Origin of the sequence: Pseudohaemophilus parahaemolyticus (genome assembly GCF_938021905.1) — a bacterium.
In the GTDB taxonomy this organism is placed as follows: Bacteria; Pseudomonadota; Gammaproteobacteria; order Enterobacterales; family Pasteurellaceae; genus Haemophilus_A; species Haemophilus_A parahaemolyticus_B.
Genome location: NZ_CALIFA010000067.1, coordinates 15,878 through 31,620, shown reverse-complemented (window position 1 = coordinate 31,620; position 15,743 = coordinate 15,878). Strand labels below are relative to the sequence as shown.

Sequence of the window (15,743 nt, the reverse complement as noted above, 5' to 3'; positions counted from 1 at the left end):
CAATTTAATCCCTGAAATAATGTTAAATATATTCTACTTCTATAATATCAAACTCAACCTTACCACCTGGGGTTGTAATAGTTACCGAGTCATCCACTTCTTTGCCAACTAAACCACGAGCGATAGGCGAATTAACTGAAATTAAACCTTCTTTAATATTTGCTTCATCATCGCCTACGATGCGATAAGTGACTTCTTCATCGGTTTCAACATTAGTTAATGTTACCGTTGCACCAAAAATGACTTTGCCATTATTTTGCATTTTGGTCACATCAATAATTTGGGCACTGCCTAATTTTCCTTCGATTTCTTGAATACGACCTTCACAGAAACCTTGTTGCTCACGAGCAGCGTGATATTCCGCATTTTCTTTTAAATCACCGTGTTCACGGGCTTCAGCAATGGCAGCAATAATTTGTGGACGGCGTACGTTTTTGAGGAAATCTAACTCTTCACGTAGTTGCTCCGCACCACGTACCGTCATTGGAATTTGTTTCATGCTCTACCTCTTAGCATTTCTCATAAAATAAAAGCATTATTATTCAATTTCTTGGCAAAAATAGCAATAGGCGATTGCAAGCGGTAAATTTTTTACATCAAGTTTACTACTTATTAAGAGGTAATTAACTTGTGGTAAATCAAACCAATCTCTGTAATTATTTGCGCCGCTTTCGCCTATTCGCTAGAATGCACAAAATTCTCTTTTATTTTTTATTGTGGGACACATTGTAGATAAGAATGACTATTCTAGCATTAGGCATTAACCATAAAACTGCTTCAGTGAATTTGCGTGGAAAGGTGGCGTTTGATGTACAAAAACGCCAACTTGCTTTAACACAGGTTCAGCAACAGCATTTGGCTGAAAGCGTGGTTATTCTTTCTACTTGTAACCGAACAGAACTCTATTTTCACAATTCTGAAATTACCCCTCAAGAAGAGAGTGAAGAGAATCAGGCATGGCGTGAACGCTGCTTCGAGTGGTTTGCTAATATTCATCAACTTGAACACACCGAACTTCGCGAATGTCTCTATTTCAAACAAAATATGCAAGCCGCACAGCATTTAATGCGAGTCGCTTGTGGGTTAGACTCACTTATTTTAGGCGAGCCACAAATTTTAGGGCAAGTAAAACAAGCCTATCACGCTAGCGAAGATTTTTACCAAGCAAACGGCGGGATTTCCACAAAACTTTCCCGATTGTTCCAACGCACATTTGCAACAGCAAAACGTGTGCGAACCGAGACGGATATTGGTGCAAGTGCCGTTTCTGTTGCTTATGCTGCCTGTGGTTTGGCTCGCCAAATTTTCGATAATTTCGGCAAATTACGCTTTTTATTAGTCGGAGCGGGAGAAACAATTGAACTTGTTGCACGTTATTTAATCCAGCACGGTGCAAAAAATATAATGATTGCCAACCGTACGGCTCAACGTGCGGAACAGCTTTCAGAGAAGCTTGAAACGCCGATGCAGATTTTATCGCTAAGTGCATTGCAAATTGGTTTGAACCAGGCTGATGTGGTCATTAGCTCAACGGGTAGCCCAGATACACTAATTACACAATCGATGGTAAAAGAGGCACAAAAAAATCGCCAGTTCGATCCAATGCTTTTGATTGATATTGCCGTGCCGCGAGATATTGATGAAAAATCGGGCGATGTAGATGCTGTTTATTCTTATAGCGTAGATGATTTACAAAATATTATTCAACGCAATCTTGCCCAACGCCAACAAGCGGCAGAGCAAGCGGCTGAAATTGTCGATGAAGAGTGCAAAGCCTTTTTTGAATGGTTAAAACAACAACAATCAAGCGACTTAATCAAACGTTATCGCCAAGATGCGGAAGCATTACGCCAAGAGCTACTTGCAAAAGCGATTCAAGATTTAACTTTAGGGCGAGACAGCGAAAAAGTGCTTCACGATTTAAGCTATAAATTAACTAATCACCTCCTTCACGCCCCAACACAAGCCCTACAAGAGATGGCGAAAAAAGGTAATTCACAAGGGTTGCAGAGTTTTTCGAGAGCATTGAAGTTGTCCTAGATACAAAGAGGAGATAAAGTAACTTATCTCCTTTTGCTCTAATCATGGCCAATTGATGCTACTTTTATAGTCGGAAAACCACCCAAATCCTTCAATCTATTGACCATTTTGCAAAACAACTCAGTGGTTTTTTCAGTGTCATATAACGCTGAATGTGCCTGCTTGCCATCGAAGCTAATTTGTGCTTCTTTACATGCTTTAACTAAAACAGTTTGCCCATACATAAAACCTGCAAGTGTTGCGGTATCAAACATCGCAAACGGATGGAATGGGTCGCGTTTAGCGTTAATACGTTTAACTGCTGCTTGCAAAAATCCTTGGTCAAACGCAGCATTGTGTGCCACGATTACCGCCCTCTGACAACCTTGCTCTTTCATTGCTTTACGAACCATTTTAAACATTTCAGGAATAGCAATTACCTCTGGCACAGCACCACGTTCAGGATTATCAATATCAATACCATTTACCTTTAGAGATTCAGGATTAATATTTGCACCTTCAAAAGGTTGAATATGGTAGTGACATTTTTGATCTTCGACTAAATAGCCGTTTTCATCCATTTTTACTGTTATTGCGGCAAGTTCTAACAGTGCATCTGTTTGTGCATTGAGCCCTGCAGTTTCCACATCAATAATCACAGGCAAATAGCCACGAAAACGGTTCTTAAGCAAATTATAATCGGTTGTTTGTTCCATCACGGGAATTAATGCCCCAACGCATCTTGTGCTTGTTTATTTTCGATAAACTCAATTTTGTAGCCATCTGGATCTTCAGCAAAGGCAATCACGGTTTTACCACCAAGTACGGGGCCTGGCTCACGGGTAATTTTACCGCCTGCAGCACGAATCGCCTCAATGGTTTCGTAAATATTGTCTACGCCTAATGCGATATGACCGTAAGCTGTGCCCAACTCATAATTTTCTACGCCCCAGTTGTAAGTGAGCTCAATCACTGCACTTTCGCTTTCATCCGCATAACCTAAAAACGCAAGCGAATATTTGTATTCCGTATTTTCGCTGGTACGGAGCAATTTCATGCCTAACACTTCTGTGTAGAATTTAATTGAACGCTCTAAATTACCCACACGTAGCATAGTATGTAAAATTCTCATCATAATTAACCGCCTTAAACATTAAAAAAGTTGGCGTATTATGGCATAATTCCGCTACAAAATCATTTTTAAAATTAAATTACACTATGTCTCATGATCACAACGCTCAAAAAAAATATGAAATTGCAATTCACGCATTAGTCCCGCTGGTGACAATGCTTTTTGTGCAAATGTTGCTAAATTACACTACAGCTCCTGCCAATATGATTTTTATCTCACCTTATTTATTGGCATTTTGGGTAGCCGTTGTTATCAGTATTTTTGTGCTTTGGAAAGGGCAAATTTGCCCAGGGCAAGCAAGTCGATTGCTCTTTGTTTTTAAATTTTTCCTTATTTTTGCAGTAGGAAATCTAGCCTATTCGCTTGCCTTCACTCCCAAACATATCCCAATGGCGATGGTATCAATTGCTGCTATTCTCATTTCGTTAATCTATTGGAATATCAGCAATACCGAACGTCTAGCCAATGCAGTCGCTTACGGTTGTTTTGCCATTTGTGGCTTGGCGATTGTGCAATATTTAGTAATTTATTGGGTGGAAATTCCCTCTTTATTCAACGGCATTCGTGCCAATAATTTTGCTCAATTATTGCTGGGCATTTTATTGGCAGGTTGGTATTTAATGCTTACCAAAAGCCGTTTAGACGGTTTCTTTAAGTTACTCGTGCAACTTGCCCTGCTTATGCTCATTTTGAACTATGTTTGGGTGGCTTTTGTGCTTTACCAACAGCTTCAAATGATGCCTGAAATATCTCTTGTGCCTTATCTTATCTACTTCGGCATTCAGTTTGTGATTTTTGCGATTTTAGCTTGGTTACTACTTGGTAAAGGCGATAAGCAGATCAAAAATCCGCTTGGTTGGTCAGCTGCACTTGCCTTGGCGATGCTGTATCCCTTCACCAATATTTAACCGCTTGTAACAATGTTAAAACGCCTAGCAATTGGTTTGGTAGCAATGATGGCTCTGCTCGTGGTGAGTGGAGCACTTTTCATTTCTAGCCCTGTTTTTTTCAGCACCGTGAATCGTTTTATGCCTGAAGGTTGGACAATTCAGCGCCTCGAACGAAATTTTTCACTGGAAAACCAATCAGTGCTGTTGCCCGCTTTTTCGGTGAATTTTCAAACTTGCTCGGTGGTAGAGATTGCCCCGATTCAATTCCATTGGCTACCGCCTAAAGTGGTTTCAAGCGAAAAAGTCACGCTTGACTATCAATGCTTGCGGGATTTACCCTCTTCAGAAAGTCAAACCCGCGAATTTTCGCTTGCTCCTATTTTGGCGTTAGTACCAGAGATGACGCTAGATGTGAAGCAAGTTGCGTGGAAAAATCTCCCCGAAACACTTTTGCCTAGAATTAAACAATTGCTTACTGAACCCGCTCAGTTTAAAGCAAGCTATTTGAACGGCACGTTATCTGCCGAAATCAATCAGCAAGCGGTCAAATTCGACGGAAAACTTGCTGATCTCATTTTTACGGGCAACCTGTCTTACCAGCCAAGTGAAACAGAAAAACACAATCTCTTTTTTACCACGCAACTTAATGAAAACTTACTTGATTTACCTAGCAAGTTTAAGGGCGATTATCACTGGATTTATCCTTCAAACATCGCGGAAGATCCCATCTTACGCGAAGGCAATGCATTATTAAATTGGTCGCCTAACGAAGAAAATGCCTTGGTTGGTACAGCTCAAGTCAGATTTGAAAAAGAGCCGAAAAACACGCTGAATTTACCGTTTAAGTTTGATTTTAAATCACTTTACGTTTATCAAGGGAAATTTAACTGGGAATGGCTGCCTGATTTTCCGATTAACGGATCAACTACCGCCACTTTTACGCCAAAATCGATTATGCAAGGCAAGATTTTTCCGATTGAAACCGAATTTCGTTTAAACCTGTTCTCACACGATAAAAATACGCTTAGCCTTGCAACGACAAAAGGTATTATCAAAGATAAAGAGACTTTTGAGTTACCTCTCACGCTGTCTGGCAATGTAAAATATAACAGCTTTATTCTTACCAGCCTTTCAACCATTTATGCAAATGAAAAGGGAATGAAATTCTCGCCAAAATCGGTATTTAATATCATTAGCGGTAAAGAGCGTTTTATTACCATTAACGAACTCAAAATTCCACTTGGCGATATTGAGTTTAACCGCTATGGCGTGACTGGGCGTTTTCAAGCCAATTTCAAAGGCGAAACGCCTGATTTTCGTAATATTGAGATGAATTTAGACGGGTCGGCGAAAAATTTTAAAATGGGCTTTTTAGACTATTTTGATGATTTCAATGGCAAGCAAAATGAGCAAGATCTCTGGCAATGGCAGCTCAATGGTAAAGCACATTTGAATGCATTAAACAGCCAAATTGACTTGCAAGGTCGCGGGCAGTGGCACGCCAATTTGGTGCAGATCGATCAATTAGATGGTCTATTGGCGGATGTCAAAAAATCTGCAATGGTGCTAGAAAAAACGCAACTTTCGTTAAATAAACCGATCAAATTTAATACTGAAAAATGGACATTAGACGGCGAAGCCAAACTAAGAAGCCCCGCATTGCGTTTTGATTATGGTGGAAAACTCACCAATACAGAAGCGATGTTAAATATCAATGGCGAAATTGAAAAACTCAATTTTAACGGCAAGTTACAAGCGGGCAAAATTGGACCGATTTTTGTAAATGGGCATCGAGAGCTGACTGAACAGACGCAAAGCAGTCTTTTCCACGGCAAACTGACTTGGAAAGCACAGCCCGCCGACGTGTTTCAGCCACTTATTCCTGAGCGTACGGATTGGGTTATCAAAAATGGGACAGTGTCTGGCAATACGCTGTTTAGCACAAAATCAACAGGCGGCATCAATGCAAGCGGTCAAATTTCGATAAAAAATGGCGGCATCTCGATGCCAAAAGGCGAGATTAACGGCATTGAGTTTACCTTACCTTATCAACTGAACGATACTCAGCTAAAATTTGGGCGAAACAAGCCGATTGCAGTAAATATCAATGAAGTGAATCTTGGCTTGCCAATTCGTCATATTCGCGTGAATGTATCGGGTTATTATCCTTACAGCCAAAATAAACCGCTCAATTTAAACAAGCTCACGATGAATTTGTTAGATGGCGAATTGAAAGTGGAATCTTTTGCGCTGCCACAACTCAAACCTGCGTATTTAGAGTTGGAGCATATTCGCTTTGAGTCAATTTTAGAGGTGGCACAATACCAGCAGATTGATTTACGCGGACGGGCAAGAGCTCGCTTGCCTTTCTGGTTAAATGGCTCGCCTTGCTATGTCTGTGATGGCGAACTTTGGCAAGAATCGACTTCAACGCTTAAAATCTCCAAAGAGATTATGGATGCAATTTCAAAAAGTAGCGGATATTCCGAGCAAATTTTGGCCTATTTATTAAATGATACAACTATTAACGAACTCAAAAGTCGCCTTGATTTAACAAAATCGGGCGATTTAACACTCAAATCTCAACTAAAAATGAAGTTAAATCAACAAGCAAATGCCCGCTTGAATTTTAATTACAATCATAAAGAAAACTTGTTTCAGCTCTGGCATTTGATCAATACAGGCTCTTATGTGGAACAGGATATTGAAAATCGCCTTTATCAAAAACTAGATAATCAAAAATTGGATAACCTAAAATGAGAATATTTACCCTAATTGCATTTGCAAGCATTCCGCTTTTTCTAACCGCTTGCACCCCCAAAATTCAACTGGAGACACCCAAAGAGGGGATTACCATCAATATGAATGTAGTGGTGGATCATAAAATTGAAGTGAAGATGGACGAGAGATCGAGAGCAATAATTAGCTCAGTTGAGGATAAAGAAAGTAAATAAGCCTTGTTAGAGATAGACAAGGCTTATATTTGATTAAAGTGCTCTTAACACATTTACCATTTCTACCGCACCTAAAGCACATTCCGCCCCTTTATTGCCTGCTTTTGTGCCTGCACGCTCAATCGCTTGCTCAATGCTCTCGGTGGTTAATACGCCGAACATTACTGGCACGCCAGTTTGTAATGCGACTGCACCAATGCCTTTTGCCGCTTCGTTACAAACGTAGTCGTAGTGGGTGGTTGAGCCACGGATAACCGTACCTAAACAGATCACAGCATCATATTTGCCGCTTTCTGCCATTTTTTTCGCCACCAGTGGAATTTCAAACGCACCAGGTACCCATACGGTATCGATGTCGTCTTCAGACGCACCGTGACGCACTAGTGTATCTACCGCACCGCTTAATAATTTGTCATTGATGAAATCGTTGAAACGAGCGGTTACAATACCGAATTTAATGCCCGTTGCCACTAAGTTGCCTGTAATTTTTGCCATTTAGAAGTTCCTTATTGAAATAAAAATTAAACTATTTGTAGGATACGTGAATTGGAAAATCCACGCCTCACTTTGTAAAATATATCGGAAATTATACCGCTTACGTGCATGAATTTTTAAACTCATACCCCCTACATTTTTCCGCTCATTAAAAATTAAACATATGTCCCATTTTGACTTGTTTAACCTTCAAATAATCAATATCGTTTTTATTCGGTTCTACGATAATCGGTTCACGAGCGACAATGTTCATCCCTTGCTCTTTTAAGCCTTCGATTTTCGCTGGATTATTAGTTAATAAGCGAAGAGATTTTACGCCAAGATTCTGTAGCATTTGTGCACCAATATAGTATTCTCGCTCATCTTCTTTAAAACCTAATGCCACATTTGCTTCAACCGTGTCCATACCTTTATCTTGTAATTCGTAAGCTCGCAGTTTGTTGATTAAACCAATGCCACGTCCTTCTTGGCGAAGATAAAGCACCACGCCTCGCCCTTCTTTTTCGATTTGAGTCATAGCCGCAGCGAATTGCTGCCCGCAATCGCAGCGTTGTGAGCCAAACGCATCGCCAGTTAAACATTCCGAGTGAATACGGGTAAGCACGCTTTCTCCATCGGCAATATCGCCTTTCACCAAGGCAACGTGTTCTTTGCCCGAAATAATTTCCACAAAGCTGTGTGCTATAAATTCGCCATATTTGGTTGGCATTTTTACTACAGAAACTTGTTTGACCAAACAGTCGTGTTTACGGCGATATTCTTGCAGCTGGGCAATGGTAATAAATGGAATATTGTGTTTAGTGGCGAACTTTTGCAGATCAGGCATTCTCATCATTGTTCCATCTTCAGCCATAATTTCGCAGCATAAGCCCGCAGGCTTTAGCCCCGCTAAGCGTGCTAAATCTACAGTCGCCTCGGTGTGTCCATTGCGAACCAATACGCCTCCATCTTTCGCAATAAGCGGGAACATATGCCCAGGACGACGAAAATCGGTCGCTTTCGCATTATCGTCCATCATTTTTAACACGGTTAATGAACGCTCAAAGGCAGAAATTCCTGTGCCAGTATCAATGTGGTCAATTGCCACTGTGAAAGCAGTTTCGTGATTGTCGGTATTTTTGGTCACCATCGGGTGCAAGTCTAATTTGTTGGCTAATTCTTGCGAAATTGGCATACAAATCAAGCCTTTACCGTGCGTTGCCATAAAGTTGATATTTTCAGGTGTTGCAAACTCTGCCGCACAGATAAAATCGCCTTCATTTTCGCGATCTTCATCATCTGTTACTAAAATAATTTTACCTTCAGCTATCGCTTTGAGGGCTTCTTCTACGGTTGAAAATTGGAACATAATCTTTCTCTCTTTTTAATCTAGCGTTAAACCACGCTATCAATCAATTCTTGGGTGGATAAAATCAACGCAAATTCTTCGTTTAATGTTGCAATGTTGATTTTATGAACTTGATCAGCATAAATTTCTTCACCATCTGGCATTTTTAATGGGAAGGAAGCGGTCGCATTTTCAATCAGTTTTACCAAAAAGCCGTAATTGGCTGCCGTTCTGGTCGTGGTAGAAACACAATGCGGTAAAGTTAACCCCGCAATCGCCAACTCCGTAATGCCTTGGTTTTTCAAATAATCTAGCAACGCCGTGCCAATAAATGCACTATTTACCTTTTTCTGAAAAACAGGTTCATTGGCTAATGGTTCAAACCCAGCTTGAAATGCCTGCGTTTCACCTTGATAAAACAGCGAATTTGGGTTATCTGAAACGTGCTGAATATGAATAATCTTTCGTTTTTTTACACGAAAATGTTGCAACAATCGCAACATATTTTGCTCTGCATTCGGATTGTTCCGCTTGCCCCATTTAGGGTCGAAAAAGGCATTTTGCACATCAATCAACATCAAGGCTTGCATTTTGTTTCCTTAAAACCCTGCATTTTTTAGAAAATCGACCGTTAATTGGCGTGGTGGATTTTCAGGTTCTTTTTTCAGTAAAAACTGCTCAATATATTTGCCGACAATATCGTTTTCCAAGTTCACAAGGCTGCCGATTTTTTTCGTGCCTAAATTGGTCTCTGCAATGGTGTGCGGAATAATTGACACGCGGAATGAAGTTTCATCGGTATCCACTACTGTAAGGCTGATGCCATCAATGGTAATCGAGCCTTTTTCGATAATATAACGCATCAATTTTGGTGCGGCTTTAATGCGATACCACGTCGAATTATATGCTGGTTTAATTTCCACTACTTCGCCTGTACCATCAATATGCCCTGAAACGATATGCCCACCAAAACGCCCATTTGCTGCCATCGCACGCTCTAAATTCACAGGACTGCTCGGTTTTAGCTCGCCAAGTGAGGTACGTTTTAAGGTTTCTGACATCACGTCCGCAGTAAATTGGTTTTCCGTAAATGAAGTGACGGTTAAACACACACCGTTCACCGCGATACTGTCGCCCAAATGAACATCTTGCAACACTTTGCTGGCCTGAATGGTCACGACCGCAAATTCGCCTTTTTTATTGATTTGTGCGATTTTGCCCACTTCTTCGATAATGCCTGTAAACATCATTCCACCTCATACTCAATCAAAATATCTTCCCCAACCATTTCCATTGAAACTAGCTTCAACTTCACGGCTTGGGATAAATCACCAATGCCTTCTCCGCCAATCGGCGTTTTCGCCTGTTTGCCACCGACCAATTTCGGGGCGATGTAACAATGCACACGGTTTACCACGCCACTTTCTAAGGCACTGAAATTAAGGCTGGAACCGCCTTCAATCAAAAGACTGTCGATCTGCATTTCGCCGAGCTTTTGCAAAAGATCGTCTAAATCCACCCGCTTGTTTCTGGCTTTGCAAACCATCACTTCCACCCCAAGCGGTCGATATTGCTCAATCTTTTGCAAATCCTCACAAACTGTCGCAATTACTGTGCGGTATTCCTTGGCAGTTTGCACTAATTGGCAATCTAGCGGGGTGCGTAATTGGCTATCGCACACCACGCGAACAGGCTGTTTCGCATTCGGCATTCGGGCATTCAGCATCGGATTATCAGCTAACACCGTTTCCACACCGACCATAATCGCACTATATTGGTGGCGGGTTTGTTGCACTTTGGTGCGAGCCGTTTCGCCTGTAATCCATTTGGATTCGCCCGTACTGGTTGCGATTTTGCCATCAGCCGTCATCGCATATTTCAACAATACATAAGGGCGCTTGGTTTGAATATAGTGGAAAAAAATTGGGTTAAGTTTATCGCACTCTTCACGCATAAAATCTTCCACCACTTCTATGCCTGCTGCACGCAATTGTTTAGCCCCTTTGCCCGAGACCAACGGATTTGGATCGCGAGAGCCGATAAAGACTTTTTTAATGCCACGTTCAATCAATAAATCGGAACAAGGCGGTGTGCGACCATGATGACAACAAGGCTCAAGAGTCACATAAGCTGTCGCACCACTAAGGTCAGTATCGCTATTTAAAATCGCATTTCGCTCAGCGTGCCAGCCCCCGATTTTTTCGTGGTAGCCTTCAGCAATAATGTCACCATTTTTGACAATCACGCACCCTACTAGCGGGTTTGGATTTGTCCAGCCCCTGCCCTGTTCGGCAAGGCTGATGGCTCGTTGCATATAGTTTGCGTCAGTCATATATTCTAATTTTATAAAATAGATTTCTAAGGGGTGTTGCATCCCCCCTCTTTATTCAAGGCTGGATTGGGCGTTACAACACATCCCTACAATGCTAGATAGAAATGAAAAAACCTCGAAATCTTTCGATCTCAAGGCTTGCAAAAAAGACATAGAAAACCACCGCTTGCACGGGGTTATTTTTACGCTCTTCTTCCATCCAGACTATACTGTCGGTACTGGAATTTCACCAGTTCCTGCTAAGTGTTTGCCTAGCTCGCGGACTTTACCGCCGATCGGGAATTTCACCCTGCCCTGAAGATTTATAAATTGCTAAAGATTTTGCTCGCCTTCTCTCCAAATGTCAAGGTTTTGCGATTATACATTCGGCTATTGGTTTAATAAATAACACAATCGCCTTTAGCAGTTTAACCGCAACATTTAAAAATAAACATTAGCAACAATTTATCCCATTACACTGACGCAAAGCCTATGAACATTTCAAATTTAACACTTTTACCAATGCCTCAAACAAGCGGTCATTTTCTGCAGGTAATCCGATACTAATTCGCAAATGATTTGGCATGCCATAACCTGCAATTGGGCGAACAATTACCCCTTCACGTAATAAAGCGTCATAAATTGGCTGAGCGACTTGTTTGAAATCAATAGTAATGAAATTCCCTTTTGATGGGATATATTCCAAACCATATTTCTGGCAGAACGCTTCATAGCGTTGCATTTCCAAGCGGTTATTTTCTGCTACCTTTTCGACAAATGCATCATCATTCATTACAGCAACGGCAGAAGCTAATGCGAGGCTATTGCAGTTAAATGGCTGGCGAACACGGTTAAGTAAATCCGCAATTTCAGGATTTGATACTGCATAACCGATTCGCAAGCCTGCCAAGCCATAGGCTTTTGAGAGTGAGCGAGAAATAATCAAGTTCGGATATTTTTGCAATAAACCGAAAGAATCCACCCGCTCTTCCGCTTTGGTAAATTCGGTATAAGCTTCATCTAACACTACAATAATATGGCTTGGTATTTTCGCTAAGAACGTATCAATTTCCGTTTCAGTTAAGAAATTCCCTGTTGGGTTATTTGGGTTCGCAATAAAAATCAGCTTGGTTTTCTCATTGATTGCTGCTTCAAAAGCATCCAAATCATGTCCCCAATTTTTAGCAGGAATTTCACGTGCTACGGCGTTAATCGCTTTAGTAACAAGCGGGTAAACAATGAACGCATATTGCGAATAGATAATCTCATCACACTCGCTAGCAAAGGTATGGGCGAAAAGTTCAAGCAAGTCATTTGAACCATTGCCAAGTGTGATTTGATTAGGTTGCACGCCAAATTTTTTCGATACCGCGGCTTTAAGCTCAAAACCATTGGCATCTGGATAACGAGTAAGCTGGTCAAGTTGATTGATAATCGCCTGTTTCGCACTTTCTGGAAAGCCAAACGGGTTTTCATTAGAAGCTAATTTGATGATATTGGTAATACCCAGCTCACGTTCCAACTCTTCAATTGGCTTACCTGCTTGATATGGAGAAAGGGATTTCACGCCTTCGTTTGCGATGTCGATGTATTGCATTTTATGTCCTTAATTATTAAGTTATTTTATGAGATATGAAACTTGTAGTTTAGCCTAATTTTTATAATATACAATTAGAGCGAGTATTTATTCCCTCTCCGCCACCACAACAGGCTCAAACTCAGCCTTTCGATTTACGTTTACTTCTCTAAAGTTAATCGGGAAATAGCAAGCAAATTCGCGTTGTTTAAACTTTTTAAGCGGTGGTTTTTGAATACATTTTTTCTGAGCAAAAGGGCAACGTGGCCCTAAACGACAGCCAATTGGCATCTCTTGTAGCATAGGAATACTGCCTTTGAGCGTGTTCAAATGGCTTTTGCTCACAAGCGGGTGCGAGAAATCAGGAATACTGTTGAGCAACGCTGATGTATAAGGATGTAAAGGCTTGGTAAGAATATCCTCTTTATCGCCAATTTCTACCGTCTGTCCGCAATAGAGCACGTTAAACGAATCTACCCACGGAGCGATATTTTTCATATCGCTGCTCACCAGCAAAATAGAGGTGCCAAGGTTTTTGTTCATACTGGAAAGCAAGCGGTAGATTTGTAGCTGAGTCGTTGCCTCCATCGTATTGGTCGGCTCATCTGCTACCAACAATCTCGGCTGATTGGCAATTGCCATTGCAATCATGACTTTTTGAGCTTCGCCTTCGGTAATATCACTTGGGTAGCTTCGCATAATGTCTTTGTGATCGCGAATCCCCACACGGTGTAGCAGCTCAATCGCCCTTTTCTTTTTCCAACCAAACCATTGCCACCATTTACCTTTAAATTGCACGGTTTTAATCAATTGTTTGCCGATCGTTTCACTCGGGTCTAAGCTTAACAACGCATCTTGAAAGACCATTGAAATCTGCTCGCCCACCACTTTTCGGCGTTGTGTCACTGGTAGTTTGAGCAATTCAATATCATTAAAACGGAAGCGATCTGCAGTAACAAGCCACTCATCTTTGAGTACACCACAAATCACTTTGGCTATCAAACTTTTACCCGACCCCGATTCGCCCACCAAGCCACACACCTCACCTTCATCCAAGGTAAGGTTGATATTATCTACCATTTTAACGCGTCCGTTTGGTGTGTTGATCTCAATGCTGAGATGTCGAATATCTAAAAGTGCCATTCACTACCATCCATATACGATTAAAAATAGGAAGATGCTCGATGTTTTTTAAGCACGCGGATCAAGCTGTTACTTAACAAAGTAATAATCAAAATGCTAAAGGTAATCGCAAGCCCTGGCAACACAATCGTCCACGGAGCGATGTAAACCAATTCAGCTGAATCACGGAGCATTACGCCCCACTCTGGCGTGCCACTTTTTGCCCCAAGGGCGATAAAACTCAATGCGGTAATGTCCAAAATGCTAAAGATAAAATAGACTGAAATTTCTTTAATTGCCACTACAGTTAAATTAGGCAAAATCACCTCGCGAATAAGCGTTTTTTTGTTCGCACCGTCTAAGCGTAAAGTGACCGCATATTCTCGTTTTAGCTCCAATTGGGTTACCTGATAAATACGGTGGATAAAGTGCGGCAAAAGTGCCAAGAAAATCGCGAACATTGCATTTTGCAAGCTGGTTTCCATTAGTGCTGCGATAATAATCGTAATCAGCAATACGGGAATGAACGAGAAAATATCGAATAAATGACTTAGAAACGACATCGATCTTCCTTGGTTTAAGCCTACAAAAACACCAATAATACTGCCAATAACGCCAATCGCAAGGCAAACCAACAGAGAAGCTCCAACCGTATAATAAAAACCTGCAATAATACGACTGAAAATATCTCGCCCTAAATCATCTGTGCCAAAAAAATGGCGAATTTGGCCGCTTGCATCCCACGAAGGCGGTTGCAATTCCAACCCGACAAATTGTTGCTCGTAGTGATAAGGTGCGATAAATGCCCCGCCAAATACTAATACTAACAAGGCAAGAAAAAGATAGAGGCTGATAAGTGCGATTTTATCTTCGCGAAAGCTCTGCCAAAATGAACGGAAAGAGTGACTTTCGCGGAAATATTCTGGTTCTTTATTTTGTGTTGCGATCATTTCGTGTACCAATCCTTTTTCTGTGAGGGATCTAACAGCGTTTTGAGAAAGCTGGTAAAGAGATCAATCAAAAGTACAAACCCGCCAATGACCACCACACCTGCGGAAATCGCATTGTAATCTTGTTCCGCTAAAGCGTTAATCAGCCAGCGTCCAATGCCGCCCCAGCTAAAGATATTTTCAATCAACATACCAAAGGCAAAAATTACCGTAAAATGGCGAGCAATGGTTGGAATGAGTGCAGGTAAAGAGTTACCAAGCACATGACTACGGAAGATGCGAAACGCTGACCAACCTCGTGTTTGTGCCACTTTGATATAGTTCTGTTTCATCACATAATTTGCTCGTTCTTGAGTAAATCGCATTACTTCCAAAATGGAAGGAATACCGAGCACTAGCGTTGGTAAAATTAGGTGATGTAAAGCACTCTGCATCATTTTAAGCTGATAAGGCGAATCAGTTGAGAGAATATCCAGGATACGGAAGCCTGTAAGCGGTTGAATTGCATAAATTGGATGCAAATCACCAACGGCGGCAATTTCCCAACGGTTGATGGAAGCACTATAAAGTAGCAGCAACGCCAGCCAAAACACGGGCATTGAAAAGCTTAATGAGCCCAACCAAGTCATCACTTTACCTAGCGTACTTTTTTGAATATACGCTACCCAAAAGCCAAGCGGTAAGCCAATTAACAGCGAAAGTAACAAAGCTGACACACACAACGTGATGGTTGCAGGAAACACGCTCAACACCTGCACCGTTAAAGGCTCGCCGTTGATGTAACTAATTCCTAAATCTGCTTGTAATAAGCTTGCTACATAACGGAAATAGCCCGTCATCACACCAATACCATTGAGCGAGTTTAACGGATCGCGAAGCAAAATGTTGTAGCTGATCATTGAGAGGATGATGAGCGTAATCAGCGTTAATAAAAATTTTCGTAAGAGAGCAATAAGCATTGTTTTAT

At 41.3% G+C, this 15,743-nt stretch carries 16 protein-coding genes and 1 riboswitch; of the genes, 4 read left to right on the top strand and 12 right to left on the bottom strand.

Translation table 11 applies throughout. The features are described 5' to 3' along the window. Positions 1-22: 22 nt before the first annotated feature. Positions 23-499, bottom strand: a complete 477-nt coding sequence (gene greA / locus QMF79_RS06810; protein ID WP_005707342.1) for a transcription elongation factor GreA — start codon at positions 497-499, stop codon at positions 23-25. A 239-nt stretch (positions 500-738) separates the two neighbouring features. Between greA and hemA the strand changes: the two genes are divergently transcribed. Continuing rightward, entirely contained in the window at positions 739-2,040 is a 1,302-nt protein-coding gene (gene hemA, locus QMF79_RS06805) for a glutamyl-tRNA reductase (protein ID WP_281773235.1), read from the top strand. A 38-nt stretch (positions 2,041-2,078) separates the two neighbouring features. Here the strand turns inward: hemA and rnt are convergent, their stop codons facing one another. Then, positions 2,079-2,738 carry a ribonuclease T gene (rnt, locus tag QMF79_RS06800; RefSeq protein ID WP_281773234.1) on the bottom strand — a complete coding sequence of 220 codons (660 nt, stop codon included), beginning with the start codon at positions 2,736-2,738 and terminating at the stop codon, positions 2,079-2,081. Between the two features lie 5 nt (positions 2,739-2,743). Further along, positions 2,744-3,151, bottom strand: coding sequence for a lactoylglutathione lyase (gene gloA / locus QMF79_RS06795; RefSeq protein WP_281773261.1), 408 nt, complete (start codon positions 3,149-3,151; stop codon positions 2,744-2,746). Between the two features lie 86 nt (positions 3,152-3,237). Between gloA and QMF79_RS06790 the strand changes: the two genes are divergently transcribed. Genes QMF79_RS06790 through QMF79_RS06780 form a run of 3 tightly spaced genes read left to right on the top strand, consistent with a single transcriptional unit; the run spans position 3,238 to position 6,995 of the window. Then, complete coding sequence (locus QMF79_RS06790) at positions 3,238-4,059, top strand: hypothetical protein (protein WP_281773233.1); 822 nt, start codon at positions 3,238-3,240, stop codon at positions 4,057-4,059. A 12-nt stretch (positions 4,060-4,071) separates the two neighbouring features. Then, entirely contained in the window at positions 4,072-6,801 is a 2,730-nt protein-coding gene (locus QMF79_RS06785) for an intermembrane phospholipid transport protein YdbH family protein (RefSeq protein ID WP_281773232.1), read from the top strand. After that, positions 6,798-6,995 (top strand): YnbE family lipoprotein, encoded by a 198-nt coding sequence (locus QMF79_RS06780; RefSeq protein WP_005707364.1) that lies wholly within the window; start codon positions 6,798-6,800, stop codon positions 6,993-6,995. Before QMF79_RS06785 ends, QMF79_RS06780 begins: the two co-directional genes overlap by 4 nt. 33 nt (positions 6,996-7,028) lie before the next feature. Here the strand turns inward: QMF79_RS06780 and ribH are convergent, their stop codons facing one another. The 9 genes from ribH to QMF79_RS06735 all read right to left on the bottom strand — a co-directional run bounded on the left by ribH (position 7,029) and on the right by QMF79_RS06735 (position 15,735). Continuing rightward, on the bottom strand, positions 7,029-7,490 hold the full coding sequence (ribH, locus tag QMF79_RS06775; RefSeq protein ID WP_281773231.1) for a 6,7-dimethyl-8-ribityllumazine synthase: 462 nt from the start codon (positions 7,488-7,490) through the stop codon (positions 7,029-7,031). A gap of 148 nt (positions 7,491-7,638) precedes the next feature. Beyond that, positions 7,639-8,838 carry a bifunctional 3,4-dihydroxy-2-butanone-4-phosphate synthase/GTP cyclohydrolase II gene (locus QMF79_RS06770; RefSeq protein WP_281773230.1) on the bottom strand — a complete coding sequence of 400 codons (1,200 nt, stop codon included), beginning with the start codon at positions 8,836-8,838 and terminating at the stop codon, positions 7,639-7,641. A gap of 26 nt (positions 8,839-8,864) precedes the next feature. After that, complete coding sequence (locus tag QMF79_RS06765; RefSeq protein ID WP_005707386.1) at positions 8,865-9,407, bottom strand: cysteine hydrolase family protein; 543 nt, start codon at positions 9,405-9,407, stop codon at positions 8,865-8,867. A gap of 9 nt (positions 9,408-9,416) precedes the next feature. Continuing rightward, positions 9,417-10,064 carry a riboflavin synthase gene (gene ribE, locus QMF79_RS06760; RefSeq protein ID WP_281773229.1) on the bottom strand — a complete coding sequence of 216 codons (648 nt, stop codon included), beginning with the start codon at positions 10,062-10,064 and terminating at the stop codon, positions 9,417-9,419. Then, complete coding sequence (gene ribD, locus QMF79_RS06755) at positions 10,064-11,149, bottom strand: bifunctional diaminohydroxyphosphoribosylaminopyrimidine deaminase/5-amino-6-(5-phosphoribosylamino)uracil reductase RibD (protein WP_281773228.1); 1,086 nt, start codon at positions 11,147-11,149, stop codon at positions 10,064-10,066. The genes ribE and ribD overlap by 1 nt, the downstream gene beginning before the upstream one ends. Positions 11,150-11,332: 183 nt before the next feature. Then, positions 11,333-11,455, bottom strand: a riboswitch (FMN riboswitch). A 163-nt stretch (positions 11,456-11,618) separates the two neighbouring features. After that, positions 11,619-12,725 carry a histidinol-phosphate transaminase gene (hisC, locus tag QMF79_RS06750; protein WP_281773227.1) on the bottom strand — a complete coding sequence of 369 codons (1,107 nt, stop codon included), beginning with the start codon at positions 12,723-12,725 and terminating at the stop codon, positions 11,619-11,621. Between the two features lie 87 nt (positions 12,726-12,812). Beyond that, positions 12,813-13,847, bottom strand: coding sequence for an oligopeptide/dipeptide ABC transporter ATP-binding protein (locus QMF79_RS06745; RefSeq protein ID WP_005707274.1), 1,035 nt, complete (start codon positions 13,845-13,847; stop codon positions 12,813-12,815). A gap of 20 nt (positions 13,848-13,867) precedes the next feature. Next, the gene (locus tag QMF79_RS06740) at positions 13,868-14,776 is read right to left on the bottom strand and encodes an ABC transporter permease subunit (protein ID WP_005707362.1); all 909 of its coding nucleotides are present in this window, start codon (positions 14,774-14,776) and stop codon (positions 13,868-13,870) included. Further along, positions 14,773-15,735 (bottom strand): ABC transporter permease subunit, encoded by a 963-nt coding sequence (locus QMF79_RS06735; protein WP_111312146.1) that lies wholly within the window; start codon positions 15,733-15,735, stop codon positions 14,773-14,775. The genes QMF79_RS06740 and QMF79_RS06735 overlap by 4 nt, the downstream gene beginning before the upstream one ends. Between the last annotated feature and the right edge of the window lie 8 nt (positions 15,736-15,743).